General features: G+C 66.2%; 19 protein-coding genes, 1 tRNA gene and 1 pseudogene. 1 reads left to right on the top strand and 20 read right to left on the bottom strand.

Features of this window, described 5'->3' with window-relative positions:
• Positions 1-86: 86 nt before the first annotated feature.
• Entirely contained in the window at positions 87-1,457 is a 1,371-nt protein-coding gene (locus HUW62_RS34390) for a hypothetical protein (protein WP_176436823.1), read from the top strand.
• A gap of 27 nt (positions 1,458-1,484) precedes the next feature.
• Here HUW62_RS34390 and HUW62_RS34385 read toward each other — a convergent pair whose 3' ends face one another.
• The 20 genes and pseudogenes from HUW62_RS34385 to tuf form a co-directional block, all read right to left on the bottom strand.
• Positions 1,485-2,489 (bottom strand): carbohydrate kinase, encoded by a 1,005-nt coding sequence (locus tag HUW62_RS34385; RefSeq protein ID WP_163870634.1) that lies wholly within the window; start codon positions 2,487-2,489, stop codon positions 1,485-1,487.
• A 41-nt stretch (positions 2,490-2,530) separates the two neighbouring features.
• The gene (gene recO / locus HUW62_RS34380) at positions 2,531-3,265 is read right to left on the bottom strand and encodes a DNA repair protein RecO (protein WP_176436822.1); all 735 of its coding nucleotides are present in this window, start codon (positions 3,263-3,265) and stop codon (positions 2,531-2,533) included.
• Between the two features lie 8 nt (positions 3,266-3,273).
• Positions 3,274-3,660, bottom strand: a complete 387-nt coding sequence (locus HUW62_RS34375; protein ID WP_163870632.1) for a RodZ family helix-turn-helix domain-containing protein — start codon at positions 3,658-3,660, stop codon at positions 3,274-3,276.
• Between the two features lie 19 nt (positions 3,661-3,679).
• Complete coding sequence (tgl, locus tag HUW62_RS34370) at positions 3,680-4,435, bottom strand: social motility TPR repeat lipoprotein Tgl (protein WP_176436821.1); 756 nt, start codon at positions 4,433-4,435, stop codon at positions 3,680-3,682.
• A 43-nt stretch (positions 4,436-4,478) separates the two neighbouring features.
• The gene (locus HUW62_RS34365) at positions 4,479-4,943 is read right to left on the bottom strand and encodes a social motility and stimulation tgl protein (RefSeq protein WP_163870630.1); all 465 of its coding nucleotides are present in this window, start codon (positions 4,941-4,943) and stop codon (positions 4,479-4,481) included.
• A gap of 28 nt (positions 4,944-4,971) precedes the next feature.
• A complete protein-coding gene (locus HUW62_RS34360; protein WP_176436820.1) occupies positions 4,972-5,721 on the bottom strand; it encodes a hypothetical protein in 750 nt (249 codons plus the stop codon).
• A gap of 126 nt (positions 5,722-5,847) precedes the next feature.
• Complete coding sequence (locus HUW62_RS34355) at positions 5,848-6,591, bottom strand: lytic transglycosylase domain-containing protein (protein WP_176436819.1); 744 nt, start codon at positions 6,589-6,591, stop codon at positions 5,848-5,850.
• On the bottom strand, positions 6,588-6,938 hold the full coding sequence (locus HUW62_RS34350) for a phasin family protein (RefSeq protein ID WP_163870627.1): 351 nt from the start codon (positions 6,936-6,938) through the stop codon (positions 6,588-6,590). Before HUW62_RS34350 ends, HUW62_RS34355 begins: the two co-directional genes overlap by 4 nt.
• A gap of 170 nt (positions 6,939-7,108) precedes the next feature.
• On the bottom strand, positions 7,109-7,600 hold the full coding sequence (locus tag HUW62_RS34345) for a hypothetical protein (RefSeq protein WP_176436818.1): 492 nt from the start codon (positions 7,598-7,600) through the stop codon (positions 7,109-7,111).
• A 214-nt stretch (positions 7,601-7,814) separates the two neighbouring features.
• Positions 7,815-12,029 carry a DNA-directed RNA polymerase subunit beta' gene (gene rpoC, locus HUW62_RS34340; RefSeq protein ID WP_163870625.1) on the bottom strand — a complete coding sequence of 1,405 codons (4,215 nt, stop codon included), beginning with the start codon at positions 12,027-12,029 and terminating at the stop codon, positions 7,815-7,817.
• Positions 12,030-12,159: 130 nt separating this feature from the next.
• Positions 12,160-16,392: a DNA-directed RNA polymerase subunit beta gene (rpoB, locus tag HUW62_RS34335; protein WP_176436817.1), complete on the bottom strand. Its 4,233-nt coding sequence runs from the start codon at positions 16,390-16,392 to the stop codon at positions 12,160-12,162.
• A 179-nt stretch (positions 16,393-16,571) separates the two neighbouring features.
• Positions 16,572-16,943 (bottom strand): 50S ribosomal protein L7/L12, encoded by a 372-nt coding sequence (gene rplL / locus HUW62_RS34330; RefSeq protein ID WP_176436816.1) that lies wholly within the window; start codon positions 16,941-16,943, stop codon positions 16,572-16,574.
• A gap of 100 nt (positions 16,944-17,043) precedes the next feature.
• Positions 17,044-17,565 (bottom strand): 50S ribosomal protein L10, encoded by a 522-nt coding sequence (rplJ, locus tag HUW62_RS34325; protein WP_163870622.1) that lies wholly within the window; start codon positions 17,563-17,565, stop codon positions 17,044-17,046.
• Positions 17,566-17,956: 391 nt separating this feature from the next.
• Positions 17,957-18,670 (bottom strand): 50S ribosomal protein L1, encoded by a 714-nt coding sequence (gene rplA, locus HUW62_RS34320; protein WP_163870621.1) that lies wholly within the window; start codon positions 18,668-18,670, stop codon positions 17,957-17,959.
• Positions 18,671-18,704: 34 nt separating this feature from the next.
• Entirely contained in the window at positions 18,705-19,151 is a 447-nt protein-coding gene (rplK, locus tag HUW62_RS34315) for a 50S ribosomal protein L11 (protein WP_163870620.1), read from the bottom strand.
• A 134-nt stretch (positions 19,152-19,285) separates the two neighbouring features.
• Positions 19,286-19,828 (bottom strand): transcription termination/antitermination protein NusG, encoded by a 543-nt coding sequence (gene nusG, locus HUW62_RS34310; protein ID WP_011553122.1) that lies wholly within the window; start codon positions 19,826-19,828, stop codon positions 19,286-19,288.
• The gene (gene secE / locus HUW62_RS34305; protein ID WP_163870619.1) at positions 19,828-20,271 is read right to left on the bottom strand and encodes a preprotein translocase subunit SecE; all 444 of its coding nucleotides are present in this window, start codon (positions 20,269-20,271) and stop codon (positions 19,828-19,830) included. Before secE ends, nusG begins: the two co-directional genes overlap by 1 nt.
• 101 nt (positions 20,272-20,372) lie before the next feature.
• Positions 20,373-20,448 (bottom strand) — tRNA-Trp (locus HUW62_RS34300).
• Between the two features lie 23 nt (positions 20,449-20,471).
• Positions 20,472-20,636, bottom strand: a complete 165-nt coding sequence (gene rpmG / locus HUW62_RS34295) for a 50S ribosomal protein L33 (RefSeq protein WP_046713307.1) — start codon at positions 20,634-20,636, stop codon at positions 20,472-20,474.
• A 101-nt stretch (positions 20,637-20,737) separates the two neighbouring features.
• Positions 20,738-20,880, bottom strand: a pseudogene (gene tuf, locus HUW62_RS34290) (elongation factor Tu); the annotation flags it as partial.

Below are 20,880 nucleotides of genomic sequence, written 5' to 3'. Positions count from 1 at the left end.
CTCCAGCACGAGCCCCTCACCCCGCCTCCGACACGAGGGCCGGGTACGCCTTGCATCACGCGGATCGGCCTTCCTAGCCTGTCCGCATGAACTCGATATTCAGACTTTCATCCTCCCTGTGGCTCTCGGTCCTGGTGGCGGCCTGTGGCGTCAGCACCGAGGCGGAGGTGGCGACGGCGGCGGAGTCGAGCGAGCGACCTCGGGCGCTGGAGTCCCCGCGTCGTGACTGGACCTCGACGTACGGCGGGGTCGACGGGTTTGGAGACCTGGCGGTTCAACCGGACGGACACACCGCGATTGTCGGCACCTCGCGCTCGGACATCGTCGTGGCGAGGTTCAACCCACGAGGACAGGTGCTCTGGAGCCGGCGCTACGGAGACGAGAGCTACCAACAGGCGACGGGCATCGCCGTCGACAGCGTGGGCAACGTGGTCATCACGGGCGACTATTGGGGCCTGCTCGACTTTGGCGGAGGGCCCCTGCCCTGCCGTGGCGAGCCCGGTTTTCCGCGCGCCTTCGTGGCGAAGCTCGACGCCTCGGGTGGACATGTCTGGAGCCGCTGCTTCGGCGATGGAGGACAGCAACAGACGGGAACGCTCGCCGTCGCGTCCGATGGAGACGTGCTCGTGAGCGGCTACTTCGATGGAGCCATCGACTACGGCGACGGGCCGATTCCAACGAAGGGCCCGTTGAATCAGTTCGTCGTGCGGCTGGCGGGACGTACGGGCACACGCGTGTGGAACCTCCACTACGAGGCGGGTCCCGAGAGCACCCTCGCCTCGCTGGCGGTGGACTCGGACGACAACCTGTTCATCAGCAGCGGCTACATGAACACGCTGTCGTTCGACGGCGAGCCCTGGCTCTCCGAGCCTGGCTTCAACGTGTACGTGCTGAAGCTGGATGCCCATGGCAAGCCTCTCTGGGCGCGGGGCTTCGGCGCGCTGCGGACGCAGACCTTCTGGCGACTGGCGGCGGACCCGTCTGGCAACGTCGTGGCGACGGGCGCGTTCATCGGCACGGTGGACCATGGCGGCGGTCCCCTCTCGAGCGGCGATGGCGACGTGTTCGTCACCTCGCTGGATGGCGCGGGGCAGCACCGCTGGAGCCGGAGCTTCGGTGGCCCGGGCTTCGACTGGGGCTACGACGTGGACGTCGACTTCGAGGGGAACGCGGTGGTGACGGGCGCGTTCAGTACGTCCATCGACTTCGGAGAAGGCCGACTGACGAGCGCGGGCGGTGATGACATCTTCGTGGCGAAGCTGGGCGGCGACGGCGTGACGCGCTGGGGACGTGCCTTCGGTGACGTCGGCAACCAGTCCGCGCTGCGCGTCGCGAGCGCGGGCCTGCGCGATGTCGTCCTCTGGGGACGGCTCGTCGGTACCCTCGACTTCGGCTCGGGTCCGGTGACGGGGATGTCTTCGACGGACAGCTTCGTGACGCGAATCACGCCCCAGTAGGCCGCGAGACTCCGCCGCGGCGGTACGTCAACGCGCGGCGGGGCGCGTGGGCCAGACCTCGGAGAGCTCTTCCGCGCGAGGCAGCCCCTCCACCGCGCCTGGCTTCTCGACGACGCGAGCGGCGACCGCGCAAGCGAAGGTCGTCAGCGCCACCAGCTCTTCGCGCGTGGCGGACTCCAGGGCATGCGCGCCGCCGTACCACCGCACGAGGCCATGGAGCAGCGCCGCGACGAAACCGTCCCCCGCTCCCGTCGTGTCCACCACGTGGGCCCGTGGCGCCGGGACATGGATTCGCTCTCCTCGCCACAGGAACAGCGCGCCCCGCTCGCCCAGCGTCACCACGGGCAGCCGCACGCCGAGCGCCGACAGCCGCAGCAGGGCCTGCTCGGGAGACTCCGTGCCGGTGACGAAGCCAATCTCCTCCTCGGACAGCTTCACCACGGTGCACAAGGGCAGCATCCGCGTGAGCAGTCCCTTGAGCTGCTCCGGGTCCTCCCACGCATGCAGGCGCAGGTTGGGGTCACAACTCACGATGCGGCCCGCGTCGCGCGCCAGCCCGAGCATCCGCACGGTGGCCGCGCGGGCCTCGTCGCGTTGCAGGGAGTTGGAGCCGCAGTGCACGGCCTTCGCCTGGAGCAGGAAGTCCGCGTCCACGTCGGCCTCGCCCAGGAGGAACTCCGCGGAGCGCGTCCGGAAGAAGGTGAAGCTGCGCTCCCCCTTCGCATCCAGGGAGATGAACACCAGCCCGGTGCGAGCGTCCGGCGTCTGGCGCAGGTGGCTGACATTCACGCCCTCCTGGGCCAGTCGCTCGCGCAGGAAGTGACCGAACTCGTCGGCGCCCACGACGCCGAGCATGGCCGGCCGCAGCCCCAGTCGAGCCACGCCCACCGCGACGTTGGCCGGCGAGCCTCCGGGACAGGGATGCCATGCGGCGACTTCGCGCACGCGCTTGCCCTGTTGCGAGGGAAGGAAGTCCACCAGCGTCTCACCGAAGCACACCACGTCCAGCGGCGACTCCTGTCCCTCGCTCATGGTTCCTCCCCCGCGGCGCGGACCGCGCGCCCTTTTTTCCGTCAGTCCAGGCCCACCTGGGCCATGAAGTCCACGCTCTTGAGACGTCGCCCCAGGTGGTGGGCGATGAAGACGTTGAGCAGACTCCGAGCCCGGGCGCGCAGGTCCGCGGGGAGCGGCGTGCGCTCGCCCTCCTGGAGCGCGCGCAGTCCGGAGAGCAGCTCCACGGGAATGGGAACGGCCTCGCGGACGCGCAGGCTGCAGGCCTCGCAGACAGCGCCTCCGTGGGCCTGGTCGAACCGGGGGCGTGCCCCCGGCTCCTTCCCGCACAACGAGCACGCGTCGAAGCGAGGCATCAGGCCCGCGTGGGCCAGGGCCGACAGCTCGAAAGCCAGGAGCGACGTGGGGCCCGCCTCCTTCGCGTCCAGGCGGCGCAGGTAGCCCTCGAGCAGGAAGAAGAGCTCCGGCTGCGGCTCGTGGTCTCGAGTCAGCTCCCGGCACAGCTCCACGGCGTAGAGCGCGCGGGCGATGAGCGACAGGTCTTCTCGAGCGGCGTAGTAGCCGGCGACGATGTCCGTGGAGTCCAGCCGCACGGTGGAGCCACGTGTCTCGACGATGTGGACGCGCAGCCGCATGAACGGCTCCAGCGCGCCAGCGAAGCGTCGCTTGCTCTTGCGAGCCCCCGAGGCGAAGGCCGTCAGCTTCCCGTGCTCGCGCGTCAGCAGCGTGACGAGGCGATCCGCCTCGCCGTAGTCCATGGTGGACAGCACGAGCGCATCGTCGTCGTAGCGCTCCATGACGTCATTCAACGCGCGAGCGGAGAAGGAAGCTTCCCGCTCAGCACGAGGAACAGGTAGACGCCCAACGCCAGGGCCACCAGGAGGACGGACAGTCCCACGTAGGCGCGCTTGCGTCGTTCCTTCTCCAGTTGGGCGGGAGACGGAGATGGCACCGAGCGGTCCACCTCTTCGTAGCGCAGCACGGCCTCTTCCGGGGCCAGGCCGATGACCTGCGCGTACGCCTTGATGTAGTTCACCACGAAGATGCGCGAGGGCAGCCGCTCCACCTGGCCCGCTTCCAGGGCGGCGATGAGCGTCGGGGGAATCTTGGTCTCCCGCGCGACATCCTCCAGGGACATGCCCCGGAGGTCGCGCTGCTGGCTCAGGTACTTGCCGAAGTCGACGTGGTCCACGATACGCCCAGATAGCAGACTAGAGCTTTTCGAGCAGCCTTCGGCAGTCGTCCTTCATCTCCTGCTCGCCCGCCTTGGCCTTGGCCTCGCAGAACTGGAAGGCCTGCTTGGCGGCATCCGCCTGCCCCAGCTTCGCCAGGCAGACGCCTTCGCGCATGTGCGCTTCGGCCGCTTCCGGACAGTTCTCGCGGAAGCGGGAGAACTGGCGGCACGACTCATCCAGCTTGCCCGTCTCGTCGTAGATGATGCCCAGGTTGCGGTAGCCCAGGCAGAAGCCGGGGTTGGTCGTCACGGAGGCCTTGAGGCTGCTCACCCCGCGCGTCGTGTCGCCCTTCTTGTAGAGTGCCCAGCCCATGTTCGCCTGGGCGATGTAGGGCGTCAGGTAGAGCATGTCGTTGAGGACCTGCTCATAGAGCTTGATGGCCTCTGCGTAGCGGGACTGGTCCAGGTGCACGTTGGCCAGGTTGGTGCGCGCCTCGGAGAAGCCCGGCCGCACCTTCAGCGCGTGCTCGTAGTGCTTCACCGCCTCGGCCGGCCGGCTGAAGACCATGTGCAGCAGGATGCCGATGGCGTTGTGGGCCTCCGGGTAGTCCGGGTCATTCTCCAGGGACACCTGCAGCTCGCGCAGCGCGTCCTGGAGGTGTCCCTGCTGCTGGGCCTGGAGCGCCAGGTCGTAGTGGATCTCCGCGCTGCGGCGCTCCTTCTCCGTGGGGGTATGGACGCAGCCGGAGAGCGCGAGCACGAGGGAGCAGGTTGCTGGGACGAGGCGGAGCATGGGGGCGGTTCTCGGCGACGGAAAGGGAGTGGGGGGCAGGGAGTCAGAAGGCCGCGAGGAACCGGCCCAGGGTGGTGGTGACGTTCTTCTTCTCCTCCGCGCGCGCCTTCACCGCCGGCACGAGCGTGGGGTCCTTGAAGAAGACCGGCAGCGTCTTGAGCATCTCGTCCTGCAGCTCCGCGGGCTGCGCGCGCCAGTTGGCGTCATCCATCATGAAGCCGAGCGACTCGACGAAGGCCAGCGCCTCCCCCTCGTCGTCGCGGTACTCGTCCGCCGTCATGTTGCGGCGGCCGGACAGGTACACGGCGCAGTCCCCCGCCTCGGCGAGGTAGAGGTAGACGAAGACGGCCGCCCCCTGCCCTCCCCGGAGGCCCACGACGAACGCCTGGGCCGGCCCGGCCTGCTTGCCGGGGATGGCCACATGTGGCGTGTTGAGCGAGGTGTGCAGCGCGAGGATCTGCTCACGCGTCGCGGGAAGCCCGCGGTAGCGCTCATCCAGGTTGAACACGACGTGTCTCTCCGTGAACCCTCCCCCGTCAGCGCGTGGTGAGGGTGAACTCCTGTGTGACGTCCTTCGACTCCGCCGCCGTCGTCTGGAAGCGGATGAGGGGGTTGTCAATCATCACGTTCCCACCGCCCTCGTTGCCTTCCCCGATGATGACCCGGAACACGTGCTTGGGCGAATCGCTGCGCCGCGAGCCCGTGCCGACCTTCTTCGCCATCAACATCACCTGGTTGGCGCCCGGCTGCAGGTGCTTCGTGACGTCGACGACGACCTGGTCCTCGTTGCCGCGCAGCTTCCGCAGCCACCGCGAGTTGACGTACACGTCGATGTCGTACTCGGTCATCCCCGGCACCGTCTGCTCCGTCACCAGCCAGTAGCGCTGGGTGACACGCCCCGGCGTCGTGGCCACGGCGGGGGCGGCGACAGCAGCGGGAGCGCCCTGTCCGGAGGCCGGCATGGCCATGGCCTGGGGGGTAGCGGCCTGGGCCACGGCGGGAGTCGCCCCGGAGGGCGCCGCGGGCGTCGCCGCCCCGGGCGCCATGGCGGCCTGCGCTGGAACCGTCGGCGGAGGCGCCACCGTCGTCGTCGACGCGCGGTAGCCCGGTGCATCGATGTGGATGTTGCCGGCCTCGTCGATGCGGACGGTGGCCTTCTCGAACTTCGTGTTGGTGACGCCGTCGATCAACACACCGTTGAGGTAGACGGAGCCGGCGAGGGCACCCAGCGGCGACAGCACCACCAGGGCGGCGGTGAGCGCCGCGCTCGAAAACGGGCGATTCATGTAGTCACTCCTCGGAAACTCCAACAGTCCCGGGCACTTGCAACGCTTAGCGCACCCTGGGGAACGGGACAAGGCGCACATGCACGTGCTTGGAGCGGCCGGGCGGCCGGGAGATTCACGGACGCGTCAGGGCGTCGGCTCGGGGCTGGGGGCCTCGCGCTGGGCCAGGGCCCAGTCTCCGCCCAGGCCATGGCCCTCGCGGAAGCGGCGGAAGTCGCGCCGCACCGCCCGTGGATAGCGCCGGAAGCGCTCCAGCTCGCCCTGCTTGATGGCGTTGCGGATGCGGGTGGGACCGGCGTTGTAGGCCATCAGCGCCAGCTCCAAATCTCCCCCGAAGCGGTCCTGGAGCGAGCGCAGGTAGCGGATGCCCAGTCGGACGCAGAGGGCGGTGTCGGCCGTCACCTCTTCCCGGGACAGCCGCAGGCCTTCCTTCTCCGCCAGGAAGTGGAGGGTGCTGGGCTTTATCTGCATCAGCCCGCGCGCGCCCTTCTCGGAGATGGCCTCCTCCGCGAAGTCGGACTCCACGTCGATGAGGGCCAGCACGAGCAGCGGATCATACCCCGCCGTCCGAGCCTCCTCCGCGATGGCCTGCCCCAGCTGCCGCCGCAGGGTGAGCCCCAGGTCCGGCGCGCGACGGGACAGCACCGTGTCGATGAGGGTGGCTTCCGGAGAAGCACTCTCCGCGCCCACCCGCTCGGGGACGACGGGCTGCACGGGACGCTCCTCCAGCAGCGGCACCACCCGCGCGGACATGACGAGCATCACCCCCGCCAGCAGGGGGACTCGGGAGCAGCCTGAACTGAGGGCGTGGAGAGATTCGAAGAACCGCGTACCGAAAGACCTCCCGCCCGTAGGGGCGGGGGCCTTCACTTACGTTGCTCCAGGGCCTGGATGCGCTCGGCCAGGCGCTCCAGACGGGTTCCGAAAGCCTGGAGCTCCTCGCGACGCGGCAGCTTCATCCGGGTCACGGCGGTGCGGACCTTGTCTTCCACGTTGTGCTCCAGGTCCTTGCGGTGCCCCGCCAGTCGGTCCGAGAAGGCCTGGGCCTGACGCTTCACCTCGTCCTGGCTCCAGCCGGCCACGGCCGCCACCCGCTGTACGGCTCGGGAGGCTTCCTCTTCGGCGGTGTTCACCGCCAGCAGCGCCTGACTCCAGATGCGCTCAAAGGTTTCCGCGACGGGGTTCTTCTCTCGGGCGGCCTCGGGCTTGTTGTCCAATGGGTCTCTCCGGGAGGGGGTGTACCAGGCAGGCAAGCCCGGAACAGTCGAACGGACCTGCCACGTAATCACACCCCCAGGGTGAAGGAAACGAGAACGAGCCCCCTGCCCTGCGCCATGTCCACTCGTGGGACAGGAAGGGGGCACCAACCGTCAACCACGCGGCGCTCTCAGGCGCGCGGCGTGGTCTCCGAACCCTTCGCCGCGCCGTTGCGGCGGATGGGCTTGAGCAGCGCGTCCACCTTGCGCGACAGCTTGGACAGCTCCTTGTTGATTTCCTGAAGCTGGGACTGGCTGGCCACGCCCACCGTCTCCACCACCCGGGCCTGCAGCCCGTCCAGGCGCTTGCGCAGCTCCGTGCCGGCCGCGTTCACCTTCGTCCCCAGCTCCTTCACGCGAGGGTCCGTCAGCAGCTCACCCGCCTGGAACTTCGTCCACAGCGACTGCGCCTCCTTGGTGGCCTCCACGCGGCGGGCGTCCAGCGCCTTCACCACCTTGCCGGCCTCGCCCTCCAGCTCCTCGATGCGCTTTTGCGCATGCGCGAGCTGGGCCTTCAGGAATACTTCCACGTTCGACAGACTGCTCTTCACCGCCTCGGCGCTCGCCTCGGTCGTGGTCGCCGTCGCCTCGTGCTTCGTCGCCGCCTGCTTCGTCGTGGCCATGTCGTCCTCCCCTTTTTGTCCCGGCGTCGCCGGGGACTAACCCAGTGTGTCAATACTCAACGCGCGAAACTTAACGCAGCGCGCCATGGGCGTCAAGGCCAGGTTCCAGCAAATCCGGATTTCCGGGCCACAAAAATGAAACCGCCGCCCCGATGCGAGCACCGGGGCGGCGGAGGGAAGCAAGCCGGCACGCCAGACAGGCGGCCGGAGGAGGCTAGGCGGCGCCCGTCGTCTGGGTGCCTTCCGGACGCTGGGACGGCGAGCCCAGCGGGCCACCGTCGCCATGAGCGCCGGCGAGCGCGGCCTCCATCTCGTTGACCTCGTCGGTCGGGCTCTCCACCTCGATGTCGAGGTGCTTGTAGTTCGGCAGGCCCGTGCCGGCGGGGATGAGCCGGCCCATGATGACGTTCTCCTTGAGGCCGCGCAGGTAGTCCACCTTGCCGTTGATGGCGGCCTCGGTGAGCACCTTGGTGGTCTCCTGGAAGGAGGACGCCGAGATGAACGACTCGGTGGAGAGCGAGGCCTTGGTGATGCCGAGCAGCAGCGGCTCACCCACGGCCGGGCGCTTGCCCTCGGCCATGATCTTCTCGTTCTCCTCCTCGAACACCCACTTCTCGACCTGCTCGTCGACGAGGAAGTTGGTGTCGCCCACGTCGGTGACGCGCACGCGGCGGAGCATCTGCCGCACGATCGTCTCGATGTGCTTGTCGTTGATCTTCACGCCCTGGAGTCGGTAGACCTCCTGCACTTCGTCCACCAGGTAGCGCGCGAGTTCCTTCTCGCCCAGCACCTTGAGGATGTCGTGCGGGTTGGCCGCGCCGTCCATCATCGCCTCGCCGGCCTTCACGCGGTCGCCGGAGTGGACGCTGATGTTCTTGCCCTTGGAGATCAAATACTCCTTGGCCAGGTCCGTGCGCTGCTCGCCATTCACCTCGGGGGTGATGATGAGCTTGCGCTTGCCCTTGGTGTCCTTGCCGAACGACACCACGCCGTCGATCTCCGCGATGGCCGCGGCGTCCTTCGGCTTGCGCGCCTCGAAGAGCTCGGCCACGCGGGGCAGACCGCCCGTGATGTCCTTGGTCTTCGTCGTCTCGCGGGGCACCTTGGCGAGCACTTCGCCCGGGTGGATCTCATCGCCGTCGTTGACGGTGATGATGGAGCCCTGCGGCAGGAAGTAGCTCGCCGGGTTGCGGGACGAGGGCAGGTCCTTCGTGTTGCCCTGGGCGTCGCGGATGGAGACGCGCGGACGGGCCTCCGGGTCCTTGGACTCGATGATGGTCTTCCGGGACAGACCGGTGACCTCGTCGAGCGTCTCGGACATCGTCACGCCTTCGATGATGTCCTCGTACCGGACGGTGCCGCCGACCTCGGTGAGCAGCGGAATCGCGAACGGGTCCCACTCGGCCACGAGCGTGCCCGGCTCGATGCGCTGCCCTTCCTTGATGAGGATGCGGGCGCCGTAGATGATCTGGTAGCGCTCGCGCTCACGGCCCGAGTCGTCGATGACGACGAGCTCGCCGTTGCGGTTCATCGCGACCAGGGTGCCATCCACCTTCTGCACCGTGGTGAGACCCGCGAACTTCACCTTGCCGGCGTAGCGGTTCTCCAGGCTGGACTGTTCCGCGCGCCGCGTCGCCGCGCCACCGATGTGGAAGGTGCGCATCGTCAACTGCGTACCCGGCTCACCGATGGACTGCGCCGCGATGACGCCGACGGCCTCACCGACGGACACCTTCCGGCCGCGGGCCAGGTCACGGCCGTAGCACTCCACGCAGATGCCGCGCTTGGCCTGGCACGTGAGCACCGAGCGGATCTTCACCTTGTCCAGACCGCTGTTCTCGATGCGGCGGACGCGCTCCTCGTCGATCTCCTCGTTGGCGCGCACCAGCACCTCGCCCGTGACGGGGTCGAGGATGTCATCGAGGGCCACGCGGCCCAGGATGCGCTCGCCGAGCGGCTCGATGATCTCTCCGCCTTCGACCAGGGCGCCGATGAACAGACCGTCCATGGTGCCGCAGTCGTACTCGTTGATGATGGCGTCCTGCGCCACGTCGACGAGACGGCGGGTGAGGTAACCGGAGTTGGCCGTCTTGAGCGCCGTGTCCGCCAGGCCCTTGCGAGCGCCGTGCGTGGAGATGAAGTACTGCAGCACGGAGAGACCCTCGCGGAAGTTCGCGGTGATGGGCGTCTCGATGATTTCGCCGGAGGGCTTCGCCATCAGGCCGCGCATACCGGCGAGCTGACGGATCTGCTGGGCGCTACCACGCGCGCCCGAGTCGGCCATGATGTAGATGGGGTTGAACGAGGGCTGCTTGCGCGACTCGCGCTTGCCGTCCTTGTCCCCGGAGGCCTCCTCCTGGGAGATCTGCTGCATCATCTCCTGGGCCACCTTCTCGGTGACCTCGGCCCAGATATCGATGACCTTGTTGTAGCGCTCACCGTCGGTGATGAGGCCCTCGAGGTACTGGTTCTCGATCTCCGCCACTTCCTTGCGCGCGTAGTCCAGGAACTCCTGCTTCTTCGCAGGGATGATCATGTCCTTGAGCGCGATGGAGATGCCGGCGCGGGTCGCGTTGTAGTAGCCGAGGCTGCGGATGCGGTCCGCGAGCAGCACCGTCTCCTTCTCGCCGGTGAGGCGGTAGCAGAGGTCGATGAGGCCGCCGAGCGACTTCTTGTCGAGCACCTTGTTGATGGCGTCGAAGCCCACGCGGCGCGGAACGACTTCCCACAGGAGGACGCGGCCGACGGTGGTCTCCTTGCGGACGCCGTCGATGCGGCAGACCACCTTCGCCTGCAGGTGCACCTCGCCGTGGTCGTGCGCGGCGCGCACCTCGTCGGGCGAGCTGAACACGCGACCCTCGCCGTTGGCGAACTCGCGGGCGCGGGTCATGTAGTAGATGCCGAGCACCATGTCCTGCGTCGGGACGATGATGGGCTTGCCGTTCGCGGGGCTGAGGATGTTGTTGGTCGACATCATCAGCACGCGGGCCTCCATCTGAGCTTCGATGGAGAGCGGCACGTGCACGGCCATCTGGTCACCGTCGAAGTCGGCGTTGAACGCCGCGCAGACGAGCGGGTGCAGCTGGATGGCCTTGCCCTCGATGAGGACGGGCTCGAAGGCCTGCATGCCCAGGCGGTGCAGCGTGGGGGCGCGGTTGAGGAGCACCGGGTGCTCGCGGATGACGTCCTCGAGGATGTCCCAGACCTCGGGACGCTCCTTCTCCACCATCTTCTTCGCCGACTTGATGGTGGTGACGTAGCCCTTCTCTTCCAGCTTGTTGTAGATGAACGGCTTGAACAGCTCGAGCGCCATGATCTTCGGCAGGCCGCACTGGTGCAGGCGCAGCTCGGGACCGACGACGATGACGGAGCGGCCCGAGTAGTCCACGCGCTTGCCGAGCAGGTTCTGACGGAACCGGCCCTGCTTGCCCTTGAGCATGTCGGACAGCGACTTGAGCGGCCGCTTGTTCGGGCCGGTGATGGTCTTGCCGCGGCGACCGTTGTCGAACAGCGCGTCCACCGCCTCCTGCAGCATCCGCTTCTCGTTGCGGATGATGATGTCGGGAGCGTTGAGCTCCTGGAGGCGCTTGAGGCGGTTGTTGCGGTTGATGACGCGACGGTACAGGTCGTTCAGGTCGGAGGTCGCGAAGCGGCCACCGTCGAGGGGAACGAGCGGGCGCAGGTCCGGCGGAATCACCGGAATCACGTCCAGCATCATCCACTCGGGCTTGTTGCCGGAGACGCGGAACGCCTCGGCCACCTTCAGGCGCTTGGCGTACTTCTTCCGCTTCGCCTCGCTGGTGGTCTCGCGCATGTCCTTGCGCAGGTCCTCGGACAGCCGCTCCACGTCCAGCGCCTTGAGCATCTCGCGGACGGCCTCGCCGCCCATGCCCGTGGTGAAGGAGTCCTCACCGTGCTCCTGGTAGAGCCGGTGCATCTTCTCTTCGCTGATGAGCTCGCCCTTGGTCAGCGGCGTCGACTTGGGGTCGAGGACGATGTAGCTCTCGCAGTAGAGGACCTTCTCCAGCTCCTTGAGCGTGATGTCGAGCAGGTTGCCGATGCGGCTCGGCAGCGACTTGAGGAACCAGATGTGGGCCACCGGCGTGGCCAGGGTGATGTGACCCAGGCGCTCGCGGCGGACCTTCGACTGGATGACCTCCACGCCACACTTCTCACACACGACACCGCGGTGCTTCATGCGCTTGTACTTGCCGCAGTTGCACTCGTAGTCCTTCACCGGCCCGAAGATGCGGGCGCAGAACAGGCCGTCACGCTCCGGCTTGAACGTGCGGTAGTTGATGGTCTCCGGCTTCTTCACCTCGCCATGGGACCACTGGCGGATCTTGTCGGGCGACGCCAGCGCGATGCGGATGGCGTTGAACGACAGCGGGTCCTTCGGCTTCTCGAAGAAGTTGAAAATGTCCTTCACGTTGCCTCCGAAATCTCGTGAGGCGTCCCCCGTGGGGAACGCCAGCTGATTCGGGCCCCCGCCCCGGACCCGGCCGCGCCCACCCTTTTCAGGGTGGCGGGCGGCCGGTCAGGCGGGCGCTCCGGCTCTCTCAGGCGTCGGTACCGGTCTTCCGGTCTTCGCCGTCACCACCACCACCCAGGAAGTCACCGCCGAAGCTGCGCTGCCGCTCCGGGGGGGCGTGCTCCAGCAGCTCGACGTCGAGCGCGAGTGACTGGAGCTCCTTGAGAAGCACGTTGAACGACTCGGGCAGGCCGCTCTCCAGGACGTTGTCGCCCTTGACGATGGCCTCGTACATGCGCGTGCGGCCCACCACGTCGTCCGACTTGACGGTGAGGAACTCCTGCAGCGTGTACGCCGCGCCGTAGGCCTCCATCGCCCAGACTTCCATCTCTCCCAGTCGCTGACCGCCGAACTGGGCCTTGCCGCCCAGCGGCTGCTGGGTGACGAGGGAGTAGGGACCAATGGACCGGGCGTGGATCTTCTCGTCCACCAGGTGGTGCAGCTTCAGCATGTACATGACGCCGACGGTGACGTTCTGGTCGAACGGCTCACCCGTGCGCCCGTCGAAGAGCACCATCTGGCCGGTGCGTGGCAGCTTCCCCTCGTCCAGCAGTTGGTGGATCTCCAGTTCGTGCGCGCCGTCGAACACCGGCGTGGCCACGTGGATACCCCGCCTGGAGCGACGGCAGAGCTGCTTGATCTCCTCCTCGTCCAGCTTGTCGAGGAACTCGCCGAACGCGGTCTCCTCGCCGTAGATGGCCTTGAGGCGGACCTTGATGGCGTCCGCGCTCCAGTTGTCCTCCACGTAGCGCTGCAGCGCCTCGCCGGTGCCCTTGGCGGCCCAGCCCAGGTGCGTCTCGAGGATCTGCCCGATGTTCATGCGGCTGGGAACGCCGAGCGGGTTGAGGACGATGTCCACCGGACGGCCATCCTCCAGGTACGGCATGTCCTCCTCGGGGAGGATGCGGGACACGACGCCCTTGTTTCCGTGGCGGCCGGCCATCTTGTCGCCCACGGCCAGCTTGCGCTTGATGGCGACGTACACCTTCACCATCTTGATGACGCCGGGGGGCAGCTCGTCGCCCTTCTTGATGCGGGCGATCTTCTCGCCGAAGGCCAGCTTCACGGCCTCCTTCGTCTCCTCCAGGTTGCGGAGGATGTCGCGCACGCGGGAGTCGAGCGGGTCGCCGACGGAGATCTCGCCCCAGTACTTGTAGGGCACGGTGGCCAGCAGCGCGTCGTCGAGGATGTCCCCCTTCTTCAGGAGGATCTTCCCCTTGTCGTCCACGAGCTTGCCCTGGACCTCCTTGCCACGCACCAGCGCGCGGATGCGGCCGATGGCGCTGTCCTGGAGGACCTTGATCTCGTCGTTCTGGTCCTTGAGGAGCTTCGCCTCCTCCATGGACTCGATCTGCTTGGCGCGCTCGTCCTTCTCCACGCCCTTGCGGCTGAACACCTTGGCGTTGATGACGGTGCCCACCACGCCCGGAGGCACGCGCAGGGAGCTGTCGCGCACGTCGCCGGCCTTCTCGCCGAAGATGGCGCGCAGCAGCTTCTCTTCGGGAGACAGCTGCGTCTCGCCCTTCGGGGTGATCTTGCCCACCAGCACGTCGCCGGGCTTCACCTCGGCGCCGATGCGGATGATGCCGCTCTCGTCGAGGTCCTTGAGGGCCTCCTCACCCACGTTCGGGATGTCGCGGGTGATCTCTTCCTTGCCCAGCTTGGTGTCTCGCGCGATGCACTCGAACTCTTCGATGTGGATCGACGTGAAGACGTCATCCTTCTGGATGCGCTCGCTGATGAGGATGGAGTCCTCGAAGTTGTAGCCCTGCCACGGCATGAACGCGACGACCACGTTCTGCCCCAGCGCCAGCTCACCCGTCTCGGTGGCCGGGCCGTCGGCGATGACGTCACCCTTCCGCACCTTGTCGCCCTTGCTGATGATGGGCTTCTGGTTGAGGCAGGTGTTCTGGTTGGAGCGCTGGTACTTGAGCAGGTTGTAGATGTCGACCTCGCTCGAGACGTCGCTGAGCGAAGCCGGCACGTCCGCCTTCACCACGATGCGGCCCGCGTCCACGCTCTCCACCGTGCCGTCGCGCTTGGCCACGCACGTCACGCCGGAGTCGCGCGCGACGATGGCCTCGATGCCCGTGCCCACCAGCGGAGCGCTGGTGCGAAGCAGGGGAACCGCCTGGCGCTGCATGTTGGAGCCCATGAGGGCGCGGTTGGCGTCGTCGTTCTCCAGGAACGGGATGAGCGACGCGGCCACCGACACCAGCTGGTTCGGAGACACGTCCATCAGGTCCACGTCCTCCGCGCGAGCCTGGACGAACTCACCGCCGCGGCGGCTGGACACGAGCGCGTTGACGAACTTGCCCTTCTTGTCCGTCTCCGCGTTCGCCTGACCGATGGTGTGCTTCTCCTCCTCGAGCGCCGAGTAGAAGGCCACGTCCGTCGTCACGATGCCCGCTTCGACCTTCCGGTACGGCGTCTCCACGAAGCCGAACTCGTTGACGCGCGCATAGGTCGACAGCGACGCGATGAGGCCGATGTTCGGACCTTCCGGCGTCTCGATGGGGCAGATGCGACCGTAGTGCGTCGGGTGCACGTCGCGCACCTCGAAGCCGGCGCGCTCGCGGGTCAGACCGCCGGGCCCGAGCGCGGACAGACGGCGCTTGTGCGTCACCTCGGACAGGGGGTTCGTCTGGTCCATGAACTGCGACAGCTGGCTGGACCCGAAGAACTCCTTGATGACCGCCGTGACGGGCTTGGCGTTGATGAGATCGTGCGGCATGAGCGTCTCGATCTCCTGGAGGCTCATGCGCTCCTTGATCGCCCGCTCCATGCGAACCAGACCGATGCGGTACTGGTTCTCCAGCAGCTCACCCACCGCGCGCACCCGGCGGTTGCCGAGGTGGTCGATGTCGTCGATGGTGCCCTTGCCGTTCTTCAGATCGATCAGGTAGCGGATCACCTCGAGGATGTCGCGCTTGGTGAGGATCTGCCCGTCGAGAGGCTCCTCGAGGCCGAACTTGAAGTTCAACTTGAGGCGACCCACCTTGGACAGGTCGTAGCGCTCGGGGTTGAAGAACAGGTTGGTGAACAGGTTGATCGCCGTCTCCGGCGTCGGCGGATCGCCAGGGCGCAGGCGGCGGTAGATCTCCATGATGGACTGCTCGGGCGTCTCGAGCTTGTCCAGCATCAACGTCTCACGCAGGTACGGACCCACGTTGAGGTTGTCGATGAAGAGGACCTTGAACTCCTTGATGTTGCGCTTGAGGAGCTCGTCGACCTTGTCCTGCGAGACTTCCTCGTTGCACTCGAGGATGACCTCACCGGTGTTCTCGTCCACCACGTCGTAGGCGGACACCTTCGTGAAGAGCTCGTCCGCGTCGATGGGCAGCGTCTTCATCTTCGCCGCTTCGAGCTTCTTGATGGCTGCGCGGGTGAACTTGCGGTTCTTCTTGACGATGAGCTCGCCCGTCTTCGTCTTGATGTCGCGGGTGGCGCGCTGGCCCGGGAGCAGCTCCAGCTCGACGCTCTTCTCGAAGTCCGTCGCGCTCTGGAGGTAGATGGTCTCCGTGGCGTAGTAGTAGTTGAGGATCTCCTCGGTGGAGCCCTTGAACTCCAGCGGGTTCTTCTTCGCGGTGTCGCTGACGGCGCCCAGGGCGCGGATGAGCACCGTCGCGGGCAGCTTGCGCCGGCGGTCGATGCGCACGTACAGCAGGTCCTTGTGGTCGAACTCGAAGTCGATCCACGAACCGCGGTAGGGGATGATGCGGGCGTTGTAGAGCAGCTTGCCAGACGAGTGGCTCTTGCCCTTGTCGTGGTCGAAGAAGGCACCCGGGCTGCGGTGCAGCTGGCTGACCACCACGCGCTCGGTTCCGTTGATGATGAAGGTGCCGTTCTGGGTCATCAGCGGGATTTCCCCGAAGTAGACCTCCTGCTCCTTCACGTCACGGATGGACTGGGCGCCAGTCTCCTCATCCTTGTCCCACACCACCAGGCGGACCACGACCTTGATGGGGGCGGAATAGGTCATCCCGCGCTGGTGGCACTCATCGACATCGTACTTCGGCTTCTCCAGGTGGTAGCTGACGAACTCCAGCGACGACGTCTCGTTGAAATCCCGAATCGGGAAAACCGAGTTGAAGACACCCTGAAGTCCGACGTCCTCACGCTTCTCCGGCGCGATATCGGCCTGGAGGAACTTCTCGTAGGACTGCTTCTGGATGTTGATAAGATTGGGAATGTCGATGATCTTCGCGATCTTCGCGAAGGTCTTCCGCACGCGGAAATTGTTCTGGATCTGCGTCGGCATTCTGGCTCCGGGGACGGCTGCTCGGGCGGGGCAAACATCGATAACGCGCGGCGGCGCCGGGAAATTTGCAACTGTCAAATGGGCAAAGCCGGCAGCCCCCCTCACTGGGAGCGCCGGCCTGCTCATTCGGTCAGGAAGCTGCTTGGGAATTCCCGGAAACCAAGCAGCTCCTGTTCGACCTACTTGACGTCGACGGTGGCGCCAGCAGCGACGAGCTGGTCCTTGAACTTCTTGGCGTCGTCCTTGTTGATGCCTTCCTTGACGTTCTTGGGCGCGCCCTCGACCAGGTCCTTGGCCTCCTTCAGGCCCAGGCCGGTGATGGCGCGGATCTCCTTGATGACGTTGATCTTGTTGGCGCCGGCGTTCGTCAGCACCACCGTGAACTCCGTCTGCTCCTCCTTGGGAGCGGCGGCGGCCGTCGCGGGGCCGGCAACGACGGCGGCGGCGGCGGCGGAGACGCCCCACTTCTCCTCGAGGGCCTTCACCAGGTTGGCGGCCTCGATGATGGTCAGGGAGGAAAGCGAATCAACGATTGCGTTCAGGTCAGCCATGGAACTGTGTCCTTCTTGGATTGACTAACGGCCTTACTCCCAAAGGGAGGAACGGCCGAAAAGGTGGGTGTAGAAAAACTTCTCGGATAGATGAGGGAAACTACCCCTCCGCCTTGTCCGCGTGGGCCTGAATGACCCGCGCGAGCTGCGTCCCTGGGGCGGCGATCGTCCGAACCAGCTTGGTCGCCGGCTGGGTGATCATCCCGAGCAACTGCGCTCGGAGCTCGTTGAGACCCGGCAGCTTCGCCAGCTGCTTGACGCCGGCGACGTCGACCTTGCGGCCGTCGACCACGCCACTGCGGATCTTGATCTTGTCCTCGAGGTCCTTCGTGAACTCGGTCAGGATCTTCGCCGGGGCCACCACATCGCCGTAGCTGAGACACAGAGCCACGGGACCCGTGAAGTCATCAGCGATGACCGCCACGTCCGTGCCCTGCGCCGCACGACGCGCCAGCGTGTTCTTGATGACCTTGTACTCGACGCCGCCCTCGCGGAACTTCTTGCGCAGCTTCGTCACCGTCTCCACATCCACCTTGGAGAACTCAGCGACAACGGCGGACTTGGTCCGCGAGAACTTCTCGTGGAGTTCCTTGATCATCTCCTCCTTCTCGCTCTTCAGCACTTTGACTCACCTCCTTACTGGCCCGTCTTCCGACGGGCGTGATGCCTGGGCCAAAGTGGCAGAGCGAGAGGAGTCTCCGAGAGACACCACAACGCACCTCCAGTCTCGGCAGGGCTGGCCTTGCGGCCGTTTGAACCCGACAGGGGAAGCCATGACCCGACCGGTTGTTGTCCGGTTCCCAACGGGGCACTTCTCCTCTGACCGGGTCCCTGCTGTCATGAACCAGGTCGGAACACCCGTCTCACGACGTGGCGCTCCAATTGCAAAAGCCGGGGGCCTATACCCCCGGCTTCAGCAAAGATCCAGAACTTTCGAACCTGAGACGTCAGGCAAGCGGCACCTCTGACACCCCCTGTGCGGGGATGGGGGCGCCGCCCTGCCTGCTGTCCGCCTAGCGGTGGCGGGCCAGAATCTCCTGGGTATCGATCTTGATGCCCGGGCCCATCGTCGTGGAGATGGCGATGCCCTTCAGGTACACGCCCTTGGCGGTGGCCGGCTTGAGCTTCATCACCAGGTCCACCAGCGCGTTGAAGTTGCCCTCGAGCTTGTCCACCGAGAAGGAGGCCTTGCCCATCTTCGCATGGACGATGCCGGCCTTCTCCGCGCGGAAGTCGACCTTACCGCCCTTGGCATCGCGGATGGCCTTGGCGACGTCCATCGTCACCGTGCCGACCTTCGGGTTCGGCATGAGGCCACGAGGACCGAGCACCTTACCGAGGCGACCGACGATACCCATCATGTCGGGCGTCGCGATGACGGTGTCGAAGTCGAGGAAGCCCTCCTCGATGCGCTTCTGGAGATCCTCCGCGCCGACGATGTCCGCACCCGCGTTGCCGGCCTCGGTGGCGCGCTCGCCCTTCGCGAACACGGCCACGCGCACGGTGGCACCCGTGCCGTTGGGCAGAACCACGGCGCCACGGACCATCTGGTCCGCGTGCTTGGGGTCCACACCCAGGTTGATGGCGACATCGACCGTCTGGTCGTACTTCGACGCCCGCGCATCCACCGTCTTCTTCAGGAGCTGAAAGCCCTCGGCGATGCTGTAGCGCTTCTCGCGGTCCACCAGCGTGGAGGCCGCGCGGAACTTCTTCCCATTCTGAGCCATGACAGAAATCCTCGTCCGTGAGTGGGGCGGCGGCTTAGCCGACGACGTCGATGCCCATGGAGCGCGCGGTGCCAGCAATGGTGTTCATGCAGGCCTCAAGCGACGCGGCGGTGGTGTCCTGAATCTTCTTCGTGGCGATCTCCTCGAGCTGCTTCCGGGTGATCTGCCCCACCTTCTCCTTGCCAGGCTTCTTCGCTCCCGACCCCTTCTTCTTGTCGGTGTGCAGGCCCGCCGCCTTCTTGATGAGGACGGCCGCCGGAGGCGTCTTGAGGATGAAGGTGAAGGAGCGGTCCTGATAGACGGTGATGATCACCGGGATGATCAGTCCCTCCTTGGCCTCCGCCTGCGTCTTCGCGTTGAACTGCTTGCAGAACTCCATGATGTTCACGCCCTGCTGACCGAGCGCGGGGCCGATCGGCGGAGCGGGGTTCGCCTTGCCGGCGGGAATCTGCAGCTTGACCTGACCTGTGACCTTCTTCATCGGCTGACGACTGCCTTTCGAGGGGGTGGTCCTGACGGGCCTCCAGACGGGGAGGTCCTCCCACCCATGGAACCGCGCCCCGGAGGGCGCGGAAGGTGTGCGAAGCGCGCTCTATCCGAGCCGCCCGCGGAAAACTAGCCGGTGGTCTTCTCCACCTGCATGAAGTCCAGCTCCACGGGCGTGGCGCGGCCGAAGATGCTCACGAGCACCTTCACGCGACCCTTCTCCGCGTTGACCTCTTCCACCGTGCCGTTGAAGTTGGCGAAGGGCCCGTCAATGACGCGCACCGTGTCACCATCGTCGAACTGCACCTTGGGCTTGGGCTTGAGCGTGCCCTCGGAGATCTGCGACGTGAGCCGCGCGACCTCCTGGTCCGAGATGGGCAGGGGGTTCTGGTTCTGCACCGTCCCGGGGAAGCCGGTGATCTTCGGCGTGTTCTTCACCAGGTGGAGCGTCCGGTCGTTCAGCTCCATCTGCACGAAGATGTAGCCCGGGAAGAACTTGCGGCGAGACGTCTTCTTCTCGCCCTTCACCATCTCCACGACCTGCTCCATGGGGATGAGGATTTCACCGAACTGGTCCTGCAACCCCTCGAGACGCACCTTCTCCTCCAGGCTCTTCTTGGCCTGGTTTTCGAAGTTCGAGTAGGTGTGGACCACGTACCATTTCATGGCCATTACAGCTTCCCCCACAGGACCGGGAGCCACTCCACCATCAAGTTGTACGCGACGGTGTCGATGCAGAAGAGCAGCACCGCGGCGACAAGCGAGGCGACGACCACGGCCATGGTCGACGTCCGGGTCTCCGACCAGGTAGGCCAGGAGACCTTCATCAACTCGCTTGCCACTTCCATGGAGAGCGTATGGGTCTTTGGATGGAAGAATCCCACCAGCGCGACCCCCACGGCCACCAGGTAGCCCACGAGGGTGGAGACCTTCCAGTCCAACCCCTCGATGAGAACCGCGTCAGGCCATCCGAAGCTGGCCCACAGCGCTCCGAAGAGGCGCTCCAGGAACAGCGCCAGGATGATGCCGGCGAGGAGGTAGAAGATGACCACGAGCCGCTTCGGATCCATCGCCGAGCGGTTAGCCTGCTGGCTGGCCTCTGATGCCGTCGCCATGGTGCCTCACGAGGTACTGCGAATGCGAAATTTCAAGAACCGTGGAAACACAGGAACCCCCGGTACCTCCAGGTACCGGGGGCCCCGCTCCCACTGAGACTTGGCAGGCCAGGAGGGATTCGAACCCCCAACACGCGGATTTGGAGACCGCTGCTCTACCGTTGGAGCTACTGGCCTAGAATCTCTCAGGAACTACCGACCTAGACCTTACCTTCCTTGTGGTCCGTATGCTTGCGGCACTTCGAGCAGAACTTGCTCAACTCGAGCTTGTCCTGGCTCTTCCGCTTGTTCTTCGTGGTCGTGTAGTTCCGCTCTTTGCACACCGTGCACTCGAGCGAAATAATGGAACGATTGCCCTTCGGCATGACCTACCTCATCAGACACGAGAGGGGAAGGCTACCAGAAGGTGCCCTCCCCTCTAAATCCGGAAAGTGGAGCCAGGAAGCCCTGCGGCCTCCCGGGCGTATTACTCGATGACCTCGGCCACGACGCCGGCGCCCACCGTGCGGCCACCCTCGCGAACAGCGAAGCGCAGCTCCTTGTCCATCGCCACCGGGGTGATGAGCTCCACCTCGATCGCGATGTTGTCGCCCGGCATCACCATTTCCA

It is taken from the genome of Myxococcus sp. AM011 (genome assembly GCF_013372595.1).
GTDB classification, from domain to species: domain Bacteria; phylum Myxococcota; class Myxococcia; order Myxococcales; family Myxococcaceae; genus Myxococcus; species Myxococcus eversor.
The sequence above is the reverse complement of the archived record's forward strand: the minus strand, read 5'-3'. Positions and strand labels throughout refer to the sequence as shown.